Annotated in this window: 14 protein-coding genes; 8 read left to right on the top strand and 6 right to left on the bottom strand. The window is 72.1% G+C overall.

Features of this window, described 5'->3' with window-relative positions; genetic code table 11:
* Window positions 1–130 precede the first annotated feature (130 nt).
* The 4 genes from IH45_RS1000000150935 to IH45_RS0102500 all read right to left on the bottom strand — a co-directional run bounded on the left by IH45_RS1000000150935 (window position 131) and on the right by IH45_RS0102500 (window position 3,190).
* Window positions 131–238: a putative leader peptide gene (locus tag IH45_RS1000000150935; protein ID WP_394298653.1), complete on the bottom strand. Its 108-nt coding sequence runs from the start codon at window positions 236–238 to the stop codon at window positions 131–133.
* Window positions 239–498: 260 nt separating this feature from the next.
* Complete coding sequence (locus IH45_RS0102510) at window positions 499–1,209, bottom strand: LmeA family phospholipid-binding protein (RefSeq protein WP_030660497.1); 711 nt, start codon at window positions 1,207–1,209, stop codon at window positions 499–501.
* A 185-nt stretch (window positions 1,210–1,394) separates the two neighbouring features.
* A complete protein-coding gene (locus tag IH45_RS0102505) occupies window positions 1,395–2,918 on the bottom strand; it encodes a hypothetical protein (protein WP_030660487.1) in 1,524 nt (507 codons plus the stop codon).
* Between the two features lie 8 nt (window positions 2,919–2,926).
* On the bottom strand, window positions 2,927–3,190 hold the full coding sequence (locus tag IH45_RS0102500) for a MoaD/ThiS family protein (RefSeq protein WP_208853437.1): 264 nt from the start codon (window positions 3,188–3,190) through the stop codon (window positions 2,927–2,929).
* 229 nt (window positions 3,191–3,419) lie between these two features.
* Here IH45_RS0102500 and IH45_RS0102495 point away from each other — a divergent pair, with 229 nt between their 5' ends.
* Window positions 3,420–5,153, top strand: coding sequence for an ABC transporter ATP-binding protein (locus IH45_RS0102495; RefSeq protein WP_030660484.1), 1,734 nt, complete (start codon window positions 3,420–3,422; stop codon window positions 5,151–5,153).
* A gap of 59 nt (window positions 5,154–5,212) precedes the next feature.
* Complete coding sequence (locus tag IH45_RS0102490) at window positions 5,213–7,114, top strand: ABC transporter ATP-binding protein (protein ID WP_234440403.1); 1,902 nt, start codon at window positions 5,213–5,215, stop codon at window positions 7,112–7,114.
* Window positions 7,115–7,211: 97 nt separating this feature from the next.
* Here IH45_RS0102490 and IH45_RS0102485 read toward each other — a convergent pair whose 3' ends face one another.
* Window positions 7,212–8,072: an alpha/beta hydrolase gene (locus IH45_RS0102485; RefSeq protein ID WP_030660478.1), complete on the bottom strand. Its 861-nt coding sequence runs from the start codon at window positions 8,070–8,072 to the stop codon at window positions 7,212–7,214.
* A gap of 293 nt (window positions 8,073–8,365) precedes the next feature.
* On the opposite strand from IH45_RS0102485, the gene IH45_RS0102480 reads away from it, so the two are divergent.
* The 6 genes from IH45_RS0102480 (at window position 8,366) to IH45_RS0102455 (ending at window position 14,668) form a co-directional block, all read left to right on the top strand.
* A complete protein-coding gene (locus IH45_RS0102480) occupies window positions 8,366–9,205 on the top strand; it encodes a response regulator transcription factor (RefSeq protein WP_030660474.1) in 840 nt (279 codons plus the stop codon).
* 24 nt (window positions 9,206–9,229) lie between these two features.
* Entirely contained in the window at window positions 9,230–10,300 is a 1,071-nt protein-coding gene (locus IH45_RS0102475) for a LacI family DNA-binding transcriptional regulator (RefSeq protein ID WP_050514468.1), read from the top strand.
* Between the two features lie 145 nt (window positions 10,301–10,445).
* Window positions 10,446–11,612 (top strand): S1C family serine protease, encoded by a 1,167-nt coding sequence (locus tag IH45_RS0102470; protein ID WP_030660470.1) that lies wholly within the window; start codon window positions 10,446–10,448, stop codon window positions 11,610–11,612.
* Between the two features lie 286 nt (window positions 11,613–11,898).
* Window positions 11,899–12,198, top strand: coding sequence for a hypothetical protein (locus tag IH45_RS0102465; RefSeq protein ID WP_030660467.1), 300 nt, complete (start codon window positions 11,899–11,901; stop codon window positions 12,196–12,198).
* A 161-nt stretch (window positions 12,199–12,359) separates the two neighbouring features.
* The gene (locus IH45_RS0102460; RefSeq protein ID WP_030660464.1) at window positions 12,360–13,097 is read left to right on the top strand and encodes a response regulator transcription factor; all 738 of its coding nucleotides are present in this window, start codon (window positions 12,360–12,362) and stop codon (window positions 13,095–13,097) included.
* Window positions 13,098–13,240: 143 nt separating this feature from the next.
* On the top strand, window positions 13,241–14,668 hold the full coding sequence (locus IH45_RS0102455) for a sensor histidine kinase (protein WP_030660461.1): 1,428 nt from the start codon (window positions 13,241–13,243) through the stop codon (window positions 14,666–14,668).
* 110 nt (window positions 14,669–14,778) lie between these two features.
* On the opposite strand, the gene IH45_RS0102450 is transcribed toward IH45_RS0102455, so the two are convergent.
* Window positions 14,779–16,161, bottom strand: coding sequence for an LmeA family phospholipid-binding protein (locus IH45_RS0102450; RefSeq protein ID WP_234440400.1), 1,383 nt, complete (start codon window positions 16,159–16,161; stop codon window positions 14,779–14,781).
* Between the last annotated feature and the right edge of the window lie 283 nt (window positions 16,162–16,444).

Raw genomic sequence — 16,444 nt, 5'->3', positions numbered from 1 at the left:
GTTCTCCTCCGGGGCAGTTGCGGGGCACGCGTACGCCGATGCGCGCTGCGGCGAGGGTCGCGGCGCTGCGTGGGAAGTGGCAGGGGTGGCCTCAGTGGGGCCGGGCGTGTACGGGGGGAGAGGCCGCCCGTCAGGCAGTGCGACAGAGCATGGCGGCGACGCGGCACAGGTCGACTGCCCGCCGCTTCGTGAGATTCGCCTGTCCCCGGTGACGGGGACCGCTCAGAGAGCTCTGCATGCGACCGATCGTAGGGAGGGACGGCTTGACGTGTCACCGGTGTGTCGGATGTTGAGACGGCTTCGTCCGTATGGCGGTACGAGGGGTGGCCGGAAGAGGCTTGCGGGGCACCCCGGAGCGGCCTCCGCTGCGGTGTCGGTCTGGCGTGCGGGACGGGGTGTCTCAGTGCCCGGACGGCCGGGGTGTTTCGCGGCGATCCGTACCGTTACCGCCCCGGCCGGGGGTGGGGGGAGCCCCGGCCGGGGTCACGGCACCGGCTCTCAGCCCTGGATCTTGACGTTCGTGCCGCTGGCCGAGATCGAGATGCCGTCGCGCGTCGAGACGACCTTGTCCAGCTTCAGACCGCCGGGCAGCCGGTCCAGCTTCCACTCGTGGTCGGTCTGCGCGCGGACCTGGTCGCGGCAGGCGGACAGCTGCGAGCACAGGGCCGGGAGCTTGTCGGCGCGCAGCCGTACGGTGTCGCCGCCCGTGACGCTCACCGTGCCGGTGACCTCCAGCGCGTTCAGCATCGGCAGGTTCGGCAGGTTCGGCGAGATCTTCACCTGGCTCTTGCCGTTCTTCTCGCCGCCGTAGCTCACCTTGACGTTCTTGCCGGACGCGGTGGTCAGGTCCGCGTACGAGATACGGGCCTCGCCGGTCGCGCTCGCGGCGCTCTCGATCGAGGTGTAGTCGCTGGTCAGCTTCACGTCGTGGAACTGCGCCGACAGCTGCTGGATGCGCAGCGTGTGGCCCTCGGCGGTGGCGTTCAAGCCGTCGATCCTGGCGTCCACCTCGTCCAGGCTGCGGTTCGCGACCTGCGTCAGGAACGGGAAGCCGGCGATCGAGACCTCGGGCGTACGGTCCAGCCCCTGGCTGCTGCGGATCTTGTCCGCGGCCTTGTCCTCGGCGATGTTCACGGCCACCCGGTCGGCGGCCACGAACAGGCCGCCGAGTATCACGACGATCACCAACAGCACTTTCAGTGCGCGCATCGAACCACTACCCCCAGGCGTGGGGCCGATTTCGGCCCGGTTTCGTACCGGGTCAGACCCCCGGTCTGTTCCCGTGAGCCTAACCGGCCGGTGCGGGGAGACGGATCTTCGCGGTCCGGGGCACCACCTCCGGCAGGGGGGCGGGCGGACCCGCGTAACACCGGGCCCGCCCGTGAACCGGTGTGTCAGACCAGCGCCCGCCCCAGGACGTACACCGCCGGCGCCGCCAGCGTCAGCGGCAGGGCCACGCCCGCGGTGAGGTGGACGAAGCGGGACGGGTAGTCGTAGCTGGCCACGCGGAGGCCGATCAGGGCGCAGCCCGCGGCCACCAGGCCGAGCAGGGCGCCGGCCGCGCCCAGGCCGGTGAGCTGGCCGGCCGCGATGCCCGCGCCCGCGCCGCCGAGCAGGGCGACGGCGAGCGACGGGACCGGGGGCAGCGGCAGCGCGCGGGCGAGGGTGGCCACGGCCACCGCGACGCAGCCCACCGTCACCGCGCTCGCCGCGGCGGCCAGCTGGCCGGCGGCCAGCACCGTGAGGGCGGTCGAGGTGAGGCCCGCGGTCAGCGCGTACATCCGCTCGTCGGCGCTGCTGCGGTTGCGCAGCTGGAGGATCAGCACGAACAGGCACCAGACGCCGAGCGTGCCGATGGCGACCACGGGCGCCTGTTCGCGGTCGGTGGCCAGCAGCGCGATGTCGGTGGTCACACCTGCCAGGAAGGCGAGCGCGATGCCCTGCCGGGCCGGCCACATGCCGTTGAGGCGGAACCAGCCGGCCGCGGTGACGGCCTGGAGCAGCACCACCGGCACCATCAGGGCCACCCGGGGCAGCGGCGCGGCGAGCGCCAGGAGCGCGGCCAGCGCGGCGGTGACGGCCGCGGGCTGGAGGCCGGGCGGGATGATCGGCGACCGGCCCTCGGCGCGGGCGCGCTGGTTGGGCGCGAGCTGCGACAGGTCGGGCGCGGGCCCGTCCGACGGCCGCTCGGGCTCCGCCGCGCCCCGGTGCCGCGACCGCGCGCCGGTCTGCGGCGGGGACTGGGGCTGCGGCTGGGGGCTGCGCGCGGCGGCCGGCACGGGGCTCTGCTTCGGCAGGTACGAGGTTTCCGCGGCCGACGGGTCGGTCCCCGGGCCGGGTCGGTTCACGACCGGCAGGTCGGTGCTGGTCTCCCAGGTCGGCGCCGTCCAGATCTGGGTCTGCGGGTCGTCCTGGCCGCCGCCCGTGGCGTAGGCGTCCTGTCCGTACGAAGTGCCCTGGGCCGGGGCCTGGCCGTAGCCCGGACGGCCGTCGTGGCCGGTGGCGTACTGGCCGGACTGCCCGCCCTGCCCCGGCTGTCCGTACTGCCCGGTCTGCTGCTGTTGTCCGGCCGCCGCGGGCCAGGCCGTCTGCTGGGGCTGCCCGTACGCGTCGTAGTTGTGCTGCGGGGGATGCTGCTGGTGCTGTTGCTGCCCGTACGGCGGGGTTCCGTATGCCTGCTGTCCGTACGACTGCTGCGGCTGCTGCCCGTACGGCTGCTGCGGCGCCTGGCCGTACGTGCCGTCGTAACCGCCGTACGACTGCGACTCCTGCGCCCCGTACGCACCGCTGTTCTCGTACGTCCCGGGCGCCCCGTACGGCGCCTGCGGGTCGGGGGCGGGGCGCTGCGGCTGCTGCTGGTCCTGCGGCTCGTACGGCCCGTAGGACCCGTACGGATTCGGCGACTGGTTCTCGCTCATGCTCTCGCTCATCCTCCCGCGAACGGCGGCAGGACCTCGACGGTGCCGCCCTCGGCCAGCCGGACGGCCGCGTGATCGCGGCTGCCGACCGGGTCCCCGTCCACCAGGAACGAACAGCGCAGCAGGACGCGGGCGAACTCCGGGTTCGCGGCGTGCCGCTCGCGCGCCGCGGCCAGCGCCTCGGCGAGCGTCGCCGCCGCGTACGGCTCCTCGGCGGTGCCGGCGGCGGCTTTCGCCGCGGCCCAGTAGCGCACGGTGCCTGTTGTTGTCACGGCGGCCTCTTCGTCGTCGTTCGTCGTTGTTCGTCGTTCGTCGTGCGTCGTTACGTGGTCACGTCGTCGCGTCGTTCAGGGTGCCTCCATGATGGCGTACGCCGCGAGGCCCCCCGTTCCGGTCGACCGCGGCGGGTGTCCGGACAAGTTCTGGCAAAACCCTCTGGCCCGTTCGGGTGGCGCCGGGAAATTCGATTGCCGGTGGTCATCGCTCGCTTAGGCTCGAAAGGTGTTGGTCCGATTGGCGCGGGCGCATCTGCGACCCCATATGCGCCCCATATCCCTGATCGTGCTGCTCCAGCTCATCCAGACGCTGGCCACCCTCTACCTGCCCACCCTGAACGCCGACATCATCGACGACGGCGTCATCAAGGGGGACATGGGCTACATCGTCGGTCTCGGCGGCGTCATGATCGGCGTGACGCTGCTGCAGATCTGCTGCTCCATAGGGGCGGTGTACTTCGGCGCCCGTACGGCCATGGCGCTGGGCCGGGACATCCGGGCCGCGGTCTTCGACCGGGTGCAGTCCTTCTCCGCCCGTGAGGTGGGCCGGTTCGGCGCGCCGTCCCTGATCACCCGTACCACCAACGACGTGCAGCAGGTCCAGATGCTGGTCCTGATGACGTTCACGATGATGGTCGCGGCGCCCATCATGTGCGTCGGCGGCGTGGTGATGGCGCTCAACCAGGACGTGCCGCTGTCCGGCCTGATCCTGGTCATCGTGCCGGTGCTGGCGGTCCTGGTGTCGCTGATCGTGCGCCGGATGCGCCCGCTGTTCCGCGGTGTGCAGGAGCGCATCGACACCGTCAACCGGGTGCTGCGCGAGCAGATCACCGGTATACGGGTCATCCGGGCGTTCGTGCGCGACGGGTACGAGCGTGAGCGTTTCGCGGGTGCCAACCACGACCTGTATGACGTCTCGCTGCGCGCCGGCCGGCTGATGTCGCTGATGTTCCCGCTGGTCATGCTGGTCGTGAACGTCTCCAGCGTGGCGGTGGTCTGGTTCGGCGGGCACCGCATCGACAGCGGTGGCATGCAGATCGGCGCGCTGACCGCCTTCCTCAGCTATCTGATGTACATCTTCATGTCGATCATGATGGCGACGTTCATGGTGATGATGCTGCCGCGCGCCGAGGTCTGCGCCGAGCGCATCGAGGAGGTGCTGGGCACCGACAGCAGCGTCATCCCGCCGAAGGCCCCGGTCACCGAGCTGCGCCGGCACGGTGAACTGGAACTGCGCGGGGTGGAGTTCCGCTTCCCGGGCGCCGAGGAGCCGGTCCTCAAGGACATCTCGCTGCGCGCCCGGCCGGGGGAGACCACCGCCGTCATCGGCTCCACCGGCAGCGGCAAGTCCACCCTGCTGGGCCTGGTGCCCCGGCTGTTCGACGCGACCGGCGGCCAGGTGCTGGTGGACGGCGTGGACGTGCGCACCCTCGCCCCCGAAACGCTGGCCTCCGTCATCGGCCTCGTCCCCCAGAAGCCGTACCTCTTCTCCGGGACCGTCGCCACGAACCTGCGCTACGGCAACCCGGACGCCACCGACGAGGAGCTGTGGCACGCGCTGCAGACCGCGCAGGCCCGCGACTTCGTCGAGGCCATGGACGGCGGTCTCAACGCGCCGATAGCCCAGGGCGGCGGCAACGTCTCCGGCGGGCAGCGGCAGCGTCTGGCCATAGCGCGGGCACTGGTGCGCAAACCGGAGATCTACCTGTTCGACGACTCCTTCTCGGCCCTGGACTACGCCACCGACGCAGCCCTGCGGGCCGCGCTGGCCCGCGAGACGGGCCGTGCCACCGTCGTGATCGTCGCCCAGCGGGTCTCCACCATCCGCGGCGCCGACCGCATCGTGGTCCTGGACGAGGGCCGGGTCGTCGGCACCGGCACCCACACCGAACTGATGGCGGACAACGAGACGTACCGGGAGATCGTCCTGTCCCAGCTCACCGAGCAGGAGGCCGCGTGAGTAGCCACCAGGCGCCACAGCGGCGCGGGCCCGCGCCCGCCGCGGGGCCCGCACGCATGATGGGCGGCCAGCCCACCGAGAAGGTCATGGACTTCCGCGGCTCCGGTCTGCGGCTGCTGCGGCAGATGCGGCCCGAGCGCGCCGTCATGTGGGTGGCCGTGGTGCTCGGCCTGCTGAGCGTCGCGCTGTCCGTGCTGGGCCCCAAGGTCCTCGGCCACGCCACCGACCTGATCGTGGCGGGCATCGTCGGCCGGCAGCTGCCCGGCGGCATCACCAAGGACCAGGCCGTCGCCCACCTGCGCGACCGGGGCGACAACGGGCTGGCCGACATGCTCGGCACGATGCCGGTCGTCCCCGGCCAGGGCATCGACTTCAACGCCGTCGGCACGGTCCTGATGTGGGTCTTCCTGATCTACGTGGGCGCCTCGGTCTTCGGCTTCGTCCAGGCCCGCATCGCCACCCGGGTGGTGCAGCGCACCGTCTTCCGGCTGCGCGAGCAGGTCGAGGAGAAGCTGGCGCGGCTGCCGCTGCGCTACTTCGACAAGCAGCCGCGCGGCGAGGTCCTCTCCCGCGCCACCAACGACATCGACAACATCGCGCAGACCCTCCAGCAGACCCTGAGCCAGATCCTCACCTCGCTGCTGACCATCGTCGGCGTGCTGGCGATGATGTTCTTCATCTCGCCGCTGCTCGCGCTGGTCGCACTGGTCACCGTCCCGGTCTCGGTCGTCGTCGCCACCAAGGTCGGCAAGCGGGCGCAGCCCCAGTTCGTCCAGCAGTGGAAGACCACCGGCAAGCTGAACGCGCACATCGAGGAGATGTACACCGGCCACTCCCTGGTCAAGGTCTTCGGCCGGCAGAAGGAGTCCGCCGAGCTGTTCCGCAAGGAGAACGAGGACCTGTACGAGGCGGGCTTCAAGGCGCAGTTCATCTCCGGCATCATCCAGCCCGCGATGATGTTCATCGGCAACCTGAACTACGTCCTGGTGGCGGTGGTCGGCGGCCTGCGCGTCGCCTCCGGCGCGCTGTCCATCGGCGACGTGCAGGCGTTCATCCAGTACTCCCGGCAGTTCAGCCAGCCGCTCACCCAGGTCGCCTCGATGGCCAACCTGGTGCAGTCCGGCGTCGCCTCGGCGGAGCGGGTCTTCGAGCTGCTGGACGCCGCCGAGCAGGAGCCGGACGCCGCCGCGCCCGCGCGCCCCGCGCACATCAGCGGCCACGTCGTCTTCGAGGACGTCTCCTTCCGCTACGAGGACGACAAGCCCCTGATCGACGAGCTGTCGCTGGCCGTCCACCCGGGCCAGACCGTCGCGATCGTCGGCCCGACCGGTGCCGGCAAGACCACGCTGGTCAACCTGCTCATGCGCTTCTACGAGGTGCGCGGCGGCCGGATCACCCTGGACGGCGTGGACATCCAGGCGATGAGCCGTGAGGAGCTGCGCTCCAACATCGGCATGGTGCTCCAGGACACCTGGCTCTTCGGCGGCACCATCGCCGAGAACATCGCCTACGGCGCGCCCGAGGGCACCTCCATGGACAAGATCATCGAGGCGGCGAAGGCCACCCACGTGGACCGCTTCGTCCGCACCCTCCCGGACGGCTACGACACCGTCATCGACGACGAGGGCGCCAACGTCTCGGTGGGCGAGAAACAGCTGATCACCATCGCCCGCGCCTTCCTCGCCGAACCCGCGATCCTGGTCCTGGACGAGGCCACCAGCTCCGTCGACACCCGCACCGAAGTCCTCATCCAGCACGCCATGGCCCAGCTGCGCACCGGCCGCACCAGCTTCGTCATCGCCCACCGGCTCTCCACGATCCGCGACGCCGACCTGATCCTGGTCATGGAATCCGGCGCGATCGTCGAGCAGGGCACCCACGACGCGCTGCTGGCCGCGGACGGCGCCTACGCACGGCTGTACGCGGCACAGTTCGCGGAGCCGGTGGCGGAAGCCGAATAACCGGGAGCCGAGTGACCGGCGGCCGGGTGACCGGCGGCCGAGCGAACGGGAGCACCGACGGCGGCCCGTACCGAATCCACGGTACGGGCTGCCGTCGTCAGTTCCCGTCCCGCTCCGTCGCCCGTTCGGCCGTCCACGCAGCGATACGTTCGAGCAGCGCCTCGGGCGCCGCGTTCTCCGCGTGGCCGAAGCCGCGCTCCAGCCACAGCTCCGCGGTGTCCGGGTCGGCGGCAGCGGCGAGCATCCTCGGATGGTCCAGCGGGAAGTACGGATCGCGGTCGCCGTGCACGATCAGCAGCGGGGTGGGGGCGATACGCGGGACGGCCGCGACGGGGGAGAGCGGTACGGGGTCCCAGTCCTCCGGATGGATGCGGGTTCTCAGCCCCAGGCGGGACACCAGGCGCCCCGTGGGCCGCGTCACCACCCAGTGCAGCCTGCGCATCGAGGCCGTACCCCGGTAGAACCACCGCGCGGGAGCACTCACCGACACCACCATGTCGGTCCGCGCATCCGTGCGCCCCCCGCGCGCCCCTCCGAACAGCGCGGCGTGCCGCAGGACAACCGAGCCGCCCATGGAGAAGCCCACGGTCGCGACCCGGCGGTGGCCCAGGGCCCGGGCCCAGCCGACCGCCGCGGCCAGGTCCAGCACCTCGCGGTCGCCGACCGTGGAGCGCCCGCCGGACCGCCCGTGGCCCCGGAAGGAGAACGTGATCACGGCCGCATGCTGGGCGAAGACCTCGGCCGCGCGGCGCAGCGCGGGCCGTTCCAGCGCTCCGGTGAAGCCGTGCGCGAGGACCACGGCGAGGCCGTCCGAGGGGGCGCCCACGGGGGCGCGCGGAGGCGTGTACGCGGCCTCGATCCGGACCCCGTCCTCCGTCAACAACGACGTGCGCCGGCCACTCGAAGTGATCGACGGAACACAAGATCGCGCAAAATCCGCCTCGGGTCCGGAAGTCATGTGGGCTATTCTGCTGGGCAAGAAGGATCCGGGCAGCGTTGCCCCCGGGTCCTTTTGTGCTTTGAAACGCGTTCACGCGCCGATGAGCACCGGCGCTCCGCAGGGCCCTCCGGGCGGCAGCGGAGCCCGTCCGTAGGAAGCAGTGCCGCAGACGCCCCCATGGCCGGGAAGAACGTCATGGGAGGGGCCCCGTTCGCAGGGACCGAGGAGGAACCAGACGCAATGGGCGAGCGAAGCGTGCAGGACACGAAGGGCAGTAAACGGCCGGCCGGGACCCGGGCGGGTGATCGGCGATGAGCTCGCTGCTGCTCCTGACCAACGCCCTCCAGCCCTCGACGGAGGTGCTGCCCGCGCTCGGCCTGCTGCTGCACAGCGTGCGGGTCGCCCCCGCCGAGGGCCCGGCCCTGGTGGACACCCCCGGCGCCGACGTCATACTGATCGACGGGCGGCGTGATCTGCCGCACGTACGGTCGCTGTGCCAGCTGCTGCGCTCCACGGGCCCGGGCTGTCCGCTGGTCCTGGTGGTGACCGAGGGCGGGCTGGCCGCCGTCACCGCGGACTGGGGCATCGACGACGTCCTGCTGGACACCGCGGGCCCGGCCGAGGTCGAGGCCCGGCTGCGGCTGGCCATGGGCCGCCAGCAGATCACCGCCGACGACTGCCCGATGGAGATCCGCAACGGCGATCTCTCGGTGGACGAAGCGACCTACAGCGCCAAGCTCAAGGGCCGGGTCCTGGACCTGACCTTCAAGGAGTTCGAGCTGCTGAAGTACCTGGCGCAGCACCCCGGCCGCGTCTTCACCCGCGCCCAGCTGCTGCAAGAGGTCTGGGGTTACGACTACTTCGGTGGTACGCGCACCGTCGACGTCCATGTACGGCGGCTGCGCGCGAAGCTCGGCCCGGAGCACGAGTCGCTGATCGGCACCGTGCGCAACGTCGGCTACCGCTTCGTGACCCCGGAGAAGCCCGAGCGTACGGCGGAGGACCGGGAGCCGCAGGACAAGCGCAGCGGCCGGGCCGCGGCGAACGGCGACGGCTCGGAGGACGGCGCGGGCGCGGGCGCGCGCCGCACGGCGCCCTCGCGCGCCGGTGCCGGGAGGGAAGCCGCCGCCGCTCGGCCTGCCGAGCGGTAGAACCACCCGCGTAGACTGCCGCGCGTGGCCAAGGTGACGCGGGATGATGTGGCAAAACTGGCGGGTACCTCGACCGCCGTGGTGAGTTACGTCATCAACAACGGACCGAGGCCGGTCGCCCCGGCCACGCGCGAGCGGGTGCTCGCCGCGATCAAGGAACTGGGATACCGCCCCGACCGGGTGGCCCAGGCGATGGCGTCCCGGCGTACGGACCTCATAGGTCTGATCGTGCCGGACACCCGGCAGCCGTTCTTCGCGGAGATGGCGCACGCCGTCGAGCAGGCGGCCGCCGAGCGCGGGAAGATGGTCCTGGTCGGCAACGCCGACTATCTGGACGAGCGCGAAGTGCACTATTTGCGCGCTTTCTTGGGCATGCGGGTGGCGGGCCTGATCCTGATCAGCCAGGGGCCCAGCGAGCACGCCGCCGCGGAGATCGACGCGTGGGACGCCCGGGTGGTGCTGCTGCACCGGCGCCCCGACGCGATTGACGACGTGGCCGTGATGACGGACGACATCGGCGGCGCGCAGCTGGCGACCCGGCATCTGCTGGAGCACGGCCACCCGTACGTCGCCTTCCTCGGCGGTACGGAGGAGACCCCGAAGTCCGGCGACCCGGTCACCGACCACCTGGAGGGCTGGCGCCGGGCGATGGAGGAGTCCGGAAAGTCGCTCGAAGGCCGGTATTTCCAGGCGCCGTACAACCGCTACGACGCCTACCGGGTCGCCCTGCAACTGCTCGCCGGCCCCGACCGGCCGCCGGCCATCATGTGCGCGACCGACGACCAGGCCATCGGCGTCCTGCGGGCCGCCCGCGAGCTGCGCATCGACGTACCGGGCGAACTGGCCGTGGCCGGATTCGACGACGTCAAGGAAGCCGCGCTGACCGACCCGCCGCTGACCACGGTCGCCTCGGACCGGGTGGCGATGGCGCGGGCCGCGGTGGACCTGGTGCTGGACGACGGCCTGCGGGTGGTCGGGTCGCGGCGCGAGCGGCTGCGGCAGTTCCCGGCGCGGCTGGTGGTCCGGGGCTCGTGCGGCTGCGGTCCGGCGGCCGGCGGCTCGGTGCCGAGCGTCGATCAGTCACCTCGCGCCTGACCGGCCGGCTCGCGCGTGACCGGCTGTCCCGAGGCCGCCCGGCAGCCCCGCGGCTGATCTTCCTTACACCGGGCATACCTACTTCTGTCGGGCCTCTCAGGGCGTTCTCAGACGGTTCTCATGGTCGGCTCGCAAAGTCGGGTACATGACCGAGACCTACCGCCGAAGCGGCGACGAAACACCTCAGTACCAGGGTTACGCCCACGGGCCGCAGGCGCAGGGCGGGACGAGCGGCGGGGCGAGCGGGGCGGGCTATCCGCCGCCCCCGCCCCACCCCCCGTACGGCGCGCAGATGTCGGCGGTGGGCGCTTCCGCGGGTCAGGACACCCCCACGGGCCCCGGCGGTCCGGGCGGTACGGCCGGTTTCGGCGGCCCTGGCGGCCCCGGTGGTCCGGAAGGCCCCGACGCCACCGGTACGGGCGCGCCCGCGCCGCGCCGCCGGGCCCGCCGCCCGGTCGCGCTGATCGCGGCCGTGGCACTGGCCTCCGGCCTGATCGGCGGCGGCAGCGCCGCGCTCATAGGGAGCGCCACGGACCGTCCGCAGGCCGGTACGACCACCCCGGCCGTCAACGCGGGCTCGTCCAAGAGCGGCGGCGTCTCGGCGGTCGCCAAGGCGGTCAGCCCCGCCATAGTCGAGATCAAGGCGCGCACGTCCAGTGGTCAGTCCACCGGCTCCGGCGTGGTGATCACCCCGGACGGCGAGATCGTCACCAACAACCACGTGGTGGCCGGCGCGTCCTCGGTCGAGGTCACCTTCAGCGACGGCAGCAAGAAGCAGGCCGACGTCGTGGGCACCGACCCGGACAAGGACCTGGCGCTGATCAAGGTCAAGGGCGCCAAGAACCTCACCACCGCCTCGCTCGGCAACTCCGACAACCTGGCGGTGGGCGACGAGGTTGTCGCGATCGGCTCGCCCGAGGGCCTCACCGGCTCGGTCACCAGCGGCATCGTCTCCGCGCTCAAGCGGGATGTGACGGTCCCCAAGGACGAGGGGCGGCAGCGGCAGCAGGAGCAGGGCGGCCCGGGCTGGCCGTTCGAGTTCGGCGGCAACCAGTACAACGGTGACACCGGCCAGTCGAAGACCACGTACAAGGCCATCCAGACCGACGCGGCGCTCAACCCCGGCAACTCCGGCGGCGCGCTGATCGACATGAAGGGCCGGATCATCGGCATCAACTCGGCGATGTACTCGCCCAGTTCCGCGCAGGGCAGCAGCTCGGCGGGGAGCGTCGGCCTCGGCTTCGCGATCCCGATCAACACGGTGAAGGCGGACCTGGCGAAGCTGCGGGCGGGGGGCAGCCAGAGCAGCTGAGGTGGTGCGGCGGACGGCCATGCGTACGCCGTCTTCCGGGGCCGCTCGCGGAACCGGCTCCGGTCCCGCCTCTGGGTCCCGTCTCCGGCACCACCTCCGGCACCACCTCCGGTCCTGTCTCCGGCCCCATCTTCGGCACCGCTTCTGAAACGTTTCTTCCCTGACCCGCCGCCCTCCCGCCCCGGCCCCTTCCTTCTGCCTCCCGCTGCCTCCCGCTTCCTGCCTCCTTGCTCCGCCCCTCCCTCCCTCCCTCCCGATCCTGAACCTCACGTACGAGGAGGCCCCCATGGCCCGCAAGATCACCGTCCCGGTCCACCGTGCCCGCCGCGCCCTCGCGGCCGCCATCGCCTGGAGCGCCGGCGAGGAACGCCGCAGCGCGGGCGTGTGGACCGTCGACCACGGCGCGGACGCCCGTACCGGGCCCGCCGACCTGGATCTGGCCCTCGACCTGGCGGAGGCCGAGGCACGGGTGTCGGGAGCCCGCGTGGAACGCCCGGCCGAAGTCGCGGCGGCGGCGCGTACCCGCCCCAAGCGGCCCGGCGCGGCGGGCCCGGCCCGGCCGCCCCGGGCCGCCGCACGGAGGTGAGCGCCACGCCCCCGTATCCCGACCGCACGGCGCCATACCCCCCGTACGACCTGAACACCGTGCCGAGCGGCACACCCCGGCCGCCGACGTGCGAGGCTGACGGGCAGGACCGCGGAATCCCCGGTCAGCCACCCACATCGACACCCGAGGTAGTCAGAGCAATGAGCCCCGCCGAGCACGGTGATCAGCCCGCCCGCATCCTGATCGTCGACGACGAGCCGGCCGTCCGCGAGGCGCTGCAGCGCTCCCTCGCTTTCGAGGGGTACGGGACAGAGCAGGCCGTCGACGGCCTCGACGCGGTCGAGAAGGTCGCCTCGTACGACCCCGAACTGATCGTCCTCGATGTGCTGATGCCCCGGATGGACGGGCTGACGGCCGCCCGGCGGCTGCGGGCGAGCGGGGTGACCGTACCGGTCCTGATGCTGACCGCCCGCGACACGGTCGGCGACCGTGTCACCGGGCTGGACGCCGGCGCCGACGACTACCTCGTCAAGCCCTTCGAGCTGGACGAACTCCTCGCCCGGATCCGCGCGCTGCTGCGCCGCAGCTCGTACGCGGCCGCGGCCGGCGCGCAGCCCGCGGAGGGTGACGCGCTGACCTTCGCCGACCTGCGGATGGACCTGGCGACGCGGGAGGTGACCCGCGGCGACCGGCAGGTCGAGCTGACCCGCACGGAATTCACGCTGCTGGAGATGTTCCTCGCACACCCGCGCCAGGTGCTCACCCGCGAGCAGATCCTCAAGGCGGTCTGGGGCTTCGACTTCGAGCCGACCTCCAACTCCCTGGACGTGTACGTGATGTACCTGCGCCGCAAGACGGAGGCGGGCGGCGAACCGCGGCTGGTGCACACGGTGCGCGGGGTGGGGTACGTGCTGCGGGCCGAGGGCGGGGCTGAATGAGACGGGGAGCGGTTCCGGACGGTGCGGCCTCCGGCGGTACGGGCCCGGCAGGCCCGGCTCCGGGCGGTCCGGCGCCGGGAGGCCCGGCCCTGGGAGAGCCGGCCCAGGGCGGCAGCGTATGGCGGCGCCTGAAGGAGCGCGTGGTGCACCGCTACCGGCAGCTGCCGCTGCGTTCCCGGCTGGCCGTGCTGACCGCCGTCGCCGTGGCGGTCGCCGTGGCCGCTTCGGCCGCCGCCTGCTGGGTGGTGACCCGGGACCGGCTGACGGAACAGGTCGACGAGACGCTGAGCCGCCAGGGGGTGGCCGACGAGTACGTGCAGGACCTGGCCGGCAGGTGCAACAGCCCGGTGCCGGACAACGTGCAGCTGCGGCTGCCCACGCCGTACACGGTGCAGATCGTGATGTCCGACGGCAGCGTCTGCACCTGGTGGGAGAAGACCCGCATCCCCGTGGAGTCGTCCGACGTGGCCGTGGCGCGGGGCCGGTCCGAGCAGGCGCTGCACACCACCCGGGCCGCCAACGGCACCGAGATGAGGGTGATCACCCGTCCGTACCGCGGCCCGCTGCTCGACGCGTCCGGCCACCGGGTCGCGGTCTCCATCGCGACCCCCATGGACCCGGTCACCCAGCCCCTGAGCCAGCTCGCCCTGATCCTCCTGATCGTCACCGGCATCGGCGTGCTGGGCGCCGCCACCGCCGGCCTGTGGGTGGCCCGCGCGGGCCTCCGACCCGTGGACCGGCTCACCGAAGCCGTCGAACATGTCGCCCGTACGGAGGACTTGACGATCCGCATCCCGGCCGAGGGCGAGGACGAGATCGCCCGGCTCTCGCGCTCCTTCAACTCCATGACGGCCGCGCTGGCCTCCTCCCGCGACCTCCAGCAGCAGCTGATCGCGGACGCCGGGCACGAGCTGCGCACGCCGCTGACCTCCCTGCGTACCAACATCGACCTGCTGGTGCGCAGCGAGCAGTCCGGACGGCAGCTGCCCGCCGGGGACAAGCAGGCGCTGCTGTCCTCGGTGAAGGCGCAGATGGGGGAGCTGGCCGCGCTCATCGGCGACCTCCAGGAACTCTCCCGTACGCCGGAGACCGGGCCGGGCGGCTCGGCCGGCGTACCGGTCGTCGCGCTGCACGACATCGTGGACTCGGCCCTGCGCCGCGCCCGGCTGCGCGGCCCGACGCTGGACATCACCGCCGAGCTGGACCCCTGGTACGTACGGGCCGAACCGGCCGCGCTGGAGCGTGCGGTGGTCAACCTGCTGGACAACGCGGTCAAGTTCAGTCCGGAGGACGGCGCCGTCGAGGTCAGCCTGCGCAAGGGTGAGCTGCGGGTACGCGACCACGGCCCCGGCATCCCCGAGGAGGAGCTGCCGCACGTCTTCGAACGGTTCTGGCGCTCACCGTCGGCCCGCAGCCTGCCGGGCAGCGGGCTCGGCCTGTCGATCGTGGCGCGCACGGCGTACCAGGCGGGCGGCACGGTGGAGCTGCTGGCGGCGGCGGGCGGCGGCGCGGAGGCCCTGTTGCGCCTGCCGGGGGCGGCCACGCCGCCGCCGGACCTGCCGGAGGGCTGAGGAGGCCGTGCCGGGGCCGCTTCCGCGACCCCGGCACGGGCTGACACGGCCGGGCGCGGCCTGGCACGGCCCCCGCGCAGCGCGTGCGCTCGGCACAGCGCGCGCTCGCCCTACTTCCCCTTCCCCTCCCCCTTACCGTTCCCCTTGTCCTTGGCCGCGCTCCCGATCGGCAGCCCGGCCCCGGAGAACTTCACCCGGATTCCGTCCCGCTCCACCGAGATGTCCCGCAGCCGTACGTCACCGGGCGTCTTGGGCAGCCGGAAGGAGAGCGACAGCCGGTCGGCCAGCTGCGGCTTGGTCAGGCCGGACAGCGCGCCCAGGATCTTCGGATCGATGCCGACCTTCTGGAGCAGCCACGGATGATCGACCACCACGTCGACGAGGTTGACCTGCATCAGCTGCTCGATGAAGCGCGGCGCCCCGGTCAGCTCGTGCAGCTTCTCCTCGCTGCGCAGTGCCTCGTCGATGGCCTGCTGCGGAATGCCGAGGCGCTCCGCGATGGCCGGCACGCCCAGCATGGCCTTCACCTTGGCGGCCTGCCGGCTCACCTCGGCCGCGGCCTTACGGGTCAGCCGCAGGCCATCCTCCTTGCCGGTGCCCGGCCGGTAGACGGCCACGTCCGCGATGTCCAGCCGCATCTTGCCGATGTCCGTGCTGATCCCGCGGTCACCGGCCTGCCGGATGTGCGCCTCCGCCTGTACGCGCAACTCGTGCCCGGCGATGGGCAGCTGCCCCACCGCGCGCACGGAGTTCGGCCCGAGCTCACTGAACTTGACCTGTGAGGCGCCCAGTTCCCGGTTCATGTCGTCGAACGACAGCAGCACGGTGCCCTGCATGCTGCCGACCGTGGCGCCCGTGAGGGAGGTGGGCAGGTCGCCGTCGAGCCGTACGTCCTTCGCGGACGCCTCGACCTTGGCCAGCGACACCCGGTCGGCCGCCAGGTCCGGAACGGTGACATCCACTTGCTCCAGCCGCTTGCCGACGACCTGCGTCAGAAACGGAAACCCCTTGATGTCCACTTCCGGCGCGGCGTTCAGATGCAGCGATTCCTTCAGCTTCTCCGCGGCCGCATGCTGCGCGTACAGCACGGCGAACCGGTCGGACAGTGCCAGGAACGCCACGCACACCAGGACCGCGACCAGCAGCTTCGCCGTCTTCGGCGCCGCCGCGAAGCGGCTGATCCCGCGCTTGCGGCGGCGGTGGTTCGGCGGCGCCCAGGCTTCCGGATCGTCCTCCTCGGAGCGCAGGCCCAGACCCAGCGGGTCGTCGCTTTCGTCCCGCTCGTTCAGGTATGTACGCCGGTTCAGCCGCGTCGGACCGCTCGCGGGCTCCGCGTCCGGGTCCGGTTCGGGGTCGGCCAGCGCGGCGAGATCCGCGTACGGGTTGATCTTCTCGAAGCGTGCGGTGTCGCCATCGCCCGAGGCGCGGCCGGGATCGCCGCCGCCGTTCTGACGCTTTCCGTCGTCTCCGCCCGTACCGGCTGTACTGCCCATATCGCCCGTGCTGCCCTGTTCGTCTGTGCTTGGTGTGGGGGGAGGGTTCGAGGAAGGTGAGGGTATGCGTGTGGGGATGCGCATCAGGACATCCCACCATGCGTACAACCCTCGAACGCAAGTCCTACTGGCGGTAAGTGAGGTATGCGCGGGCTTGTCCCGCCCGCATGGCCAAAACCGGTCGCCATGAGGGGCGGAGGCGTGCCGGACCGGTGCCGCGCGGAGTATCTCCGCGGTACGGGAATTCCCCGCGCGCCCCGACGTTGACCGAAGTCAGCAGCAG

Origin of the sequence: Streptomyces rimosus subsp. rimosus (assembly GCF_000720725.1) — a bacterium.
GTDB lineage: Bacteria > Actinomycetota > Actinomycetes > Streptomycetales > Streptomycetaceae > Streptomyces > Streptomyces rimosus_A.
The sequence above is the reverse complement of the archived record's forward strand: the minus strand, read 5'-3'. Positions and strand labels throughout refer to the sequence as shown.

What these genes read in the sequence shown, in the direction of transcription:
- IH45_RS0102505 (WP_030660487.1), bottom strand. Translation starts at nt 2,918, where the DNA reads ATGAGCGAGAACCAGTCGCCGAATCCGTACGGGTCCTACGGGCCGTAC.
- IH45_RS0102485 (WP_030660478.1), bottom strand. Translation starts at nt 8,072, where the DNA reads ATGACTTCCGGACCCGAGGCGGATTTTGCGCGATCTTGTGTTCCGTCG.
- IH45_RS0102470 (WP_030660470.1), top strand. Translation starts at nt 10,446, where the DNA reads ATGACCGAGACCTACCGCCGAAGCGGCGACGAAACACCTCAGTACCAG.
- IH45_RS0102465 (WP_030660467.1), top strand. Translation starts at nt 11,899, where the DNA reads ATGGCCCGCAAGATCACCGTCCCGGTCCACCGTGCCCGCCGCGCCCTC.
- IH45_RS1000000150935 (WP_394298653.1), bottom strand. Translation starts at nt 238, where the DNA reads ATGCAGAGCTCTCTGAGCGGTCCCCGTCACCGGGGACAGGCGAATCTC.
- IH45_RS0102490 (WP_234440403.1), top strand. Translation starts at nt 5,213, where the DNA reads ATGGGCGGCCAGCCCACCGAGAAGGTCATGGACTTCCGCGGCTCCGGT.
- IH45_RS0102480 (WP_030660474.1), top strand. Translation starts at nt 8,366, where the DNA reads ATGAGCTCGCTGCTGCTCCTGACCAACGCCCTCCAGCCCTCGACGGAG.
- IH45_RS0102510 (WP_030660497.1), bottom strand. Translation starts at nt 1,209, where the DNA reads ATGCGCGCACTGAAAGTGCTGTTGGTGATCGTCGTGATACTCGGCGGC.
- IH45_RS0102450 (WP_234440400.1), bottom strand. Translation starts at nt 16,161, where the DNA reads ATGGGCAGTACAGCCGGTACGGGCGGAGACGACGGAAAGCGTCAGAAC.
- IH45_RS0102460 (WP_030660464.1), top strand. Translation starts at nt 12,360, where the DNA reads ATGAGCCCCGCCGAGCACGGTGATCAGCCCGCCCGCATCCTGATCGTC.